The following is a 2,480-nucleotide window of genomic DNA, read 5'->3' as shown; positions in this document are numbered from 1 at the left end:
AGGGTTGGCGATGGGTAGAATAGATGTGATGGAATCTATTCTGTGGGACTGGCCCTTCGATGCACTGATGAATCACAACCGATGGAATATCATTAATAAATCGGCTGACAGGGTATTCACAAAAGCTCATGAAAGAGGCATTGCTATTCTGAATGCAGCGCCATATGCTTCAGGAATTCTTGCTAAAGGTAGCTCTGTAATGCCGAGAATTGCCTACCAAGATGCTACAACAGAGTCTTTAGAACCGGTTAAGGCCATCGAGGCAATCTGCTCAAGATACCAAGTTCCACCAGGTGCCCTTGCTTTACAGTTTTCTACGAGAGATCCCAGAATAACTTCAACAGTTGCTGGTGTCACCAAGCCATCCAGAGTTCAGCAGACAATTGACTGGGCGAATGTTGAATTGCCAGATAGTCTGTGGGCAGAAATAGAGAATCTGAATTTCTTAATGGAAGATCCAGAGGCCAATCGAGAATATAAACCAGGTTGATGGTCAACTTGGCCAATCCATCTAAACAAATCCGTTATTTTTTAGCAATCTTTCGGGGAATTGATGGGAATTCCTAAAATCTATGACTCTCCGAGGTGCTTTCTAATGGTTGCCAACTGAACACAGTTAACAAAGACATCCATCGCCTTCGATAGATCCTCAATTGGCGGAAATGTCGGTGAAAGTCGGATGTTTTTATCTTCAGGATCGATCCCATACGGAAAAGTCGAGCCGGCTGGGGTCATTTTTACTCCAGCCTCACCCGCAAGTCTGACAATTTGCTTAGCATGGCCTGGGAGCGAGTCAAAGGAAACAAAATAACCTCCTCCCGGGCTGATCCAGCTACCCATCTCCTGATCTTTAAAAGATTCTTCTAGTTTTTTTAGGACTAATTCAAACTTGGGTCGTGTAATTTCAGCGTGCTGCTGCATGTGCTTCTTGGTTGCAGCAAGGTCTGGTAACAACCGAGCATGTCGCAATTGATTCACCTTGTCAGGTCCGATCGTCCAAAAGACCATCTGTTCGAGGAAATGTTCAATGTTGGCTTTCGATCCACCAAGAAAAGAAATCCCTGCACCAGCCAAAGTGACTTTTGAAGTAGAACCGAATAGAATGACACTGTCCTGTGTGCCATGAAGTCGACAAAGCTCCATTAGGTTTGTTAGCTCGGGGGCATCTTCATAATGATCATGTACTGCGTAAGCGTTGTCCCACATGATCCGAAAATCTGACGCTGCCTGATTCCCTAAGCGTGCGATTCGGTCTACAACTTCGGCGCTGTAGATATTCCCGGTTGGATTCGAATATTTTGGAACACACCATAGCCCTTTGACTTGAGGGCGCCTCACCTGGGTTTCAACCATCTCCATATCTGGTCCGTCCGCTTTCATTGGGACGTTCACCATCCTGATTCCCAACTTCTGACAGATCGCAAAATGTCGGTCATATCCTGGGACAATCGCCAAGAATTCTGGAGGGGTGGATTGCTGCAGCCAAGGGGTGGTACCAAAACCGTAGTGAGCCCCAACATGCAGCACTTGGTATATTAGCGAAAGGGAACTATTGCCACTCACGATGACTTCTTCTTGGGGTAAGCCAAGCCATTCTGCACCCAAATTTTGTGCTTCGGGCAAACCTTTTAGCCCTCCGTAATTGCGGGTATCGGTCCCATCAGAGGCCAAGTAGTTACCCTGCAAGATTCCATCAAGCCCATCTGCCAGAGCTAGCTGGTTAATCGCAGGTTTTCCACGAGTCAGATCCAATCTGAGGCTGGCTTTGATGAAATTTTGATGGTTGTCAGCTAATTCTGACTCCCAGTCTTTAATTTTCTCTACAGGGTTATTCTTCCAATTCAAGGCTACCTCAGTATGAAGGAGGATCGTGATGATGATGCATCAATTTGGCTATTGGTGCTTAATTTCTGAAGGTCAATGAAACGAGACCAAAATCCAAAGTAATGAATTAATACTAATCTGAAAATCTAAAAAAAATACTGAGATTCTTCAAGAAATGAATCAATGAAAATGTATTGGGTCAGTCTTCTTGACTGCGTCTCAGGAGTAACCCTAGTCCAACGTCAAGTAGTACCCAGCCAAGCAGAACCCAGCGAACAATTTCGGCAATGTGTAGCCATGGTCCCGCTTGCTCAGGGACTGGAACTTTTACAGTTTTGGCAACTGATTGGTCCCATTCTCCGGTCTGCAGCAAAACTCCCCTGGCATCAGTTATCGCAGTGTAGCCAGAGTTACTTACCCGAATTAGTGGCAACCCGATTCCTACACTGCTGAATTGAGCAAGAGTTCTGTGCCAAGCCGCTATCGAGGACGTAAACCAGCCATCATTGACGGGATTCCATACAACACGAACCCTAGATTCTAAGGCCTGCTTGAGTATTGATTCAAATCCGATTTCATAGCAAATGGCTGCCAAGATGGAACCTCCTTCTGACAACGGAAGCAAGTTGAGTTCACTACCGGGTAGGTACCGACGA

At 45.8% G+C, this 2,480-nt stretch carries 3 protein-coding genes; 1 reads left to right on the top strand and 2 read right to left on the bottom strand.

Translation table 11 applies throughout. From position 1 onward, the window contains the following. On the top strand, nt 1-490 hold a 490-nt coding region (locus P8O70_10385), incomplete at its 5' end, for an aldo/keto reductase (protein ID MDG2197279.1). Between the two features lie 80 nt (nt 491-570). Here P8O70_10385 and P8O70_10380 read toward each other — a convergent pair. After that, on the bottom strand, nt 571-1,845 hold the full coding sequence (locus P8O70_10380) for an aminotransferase class I/II-fold pyridoxal phosphate-dependent enzyme (GenBank protein ID MDG2197278.1): 1,275 nt from the start codon (nt 1,843-1,845) through the stop codon (nt 571-573). 178 nt (nt 1,846-2,023) lie between these two features. Continuing rightward, the coding region (locus tag P8O70_10375) for a nitrilase-related carbon-nitrogen hydrolase (GenBank protein MDG2197277.1) at nt 2,024-2,480 on the bottom strand (457 nt) is incomplete at its 5' end.

Source organism: SAR324 cluster bacterium (genome assembly GCA_029245725.1).
Lineage (GTDB): Bacteria > SAR324 > SAR324 > SAR324 > NAC60-12 > JCVI-SCAAA005.
This window is presented reverse-complemented; position numbering and strand designations above follow the sequence as displayed.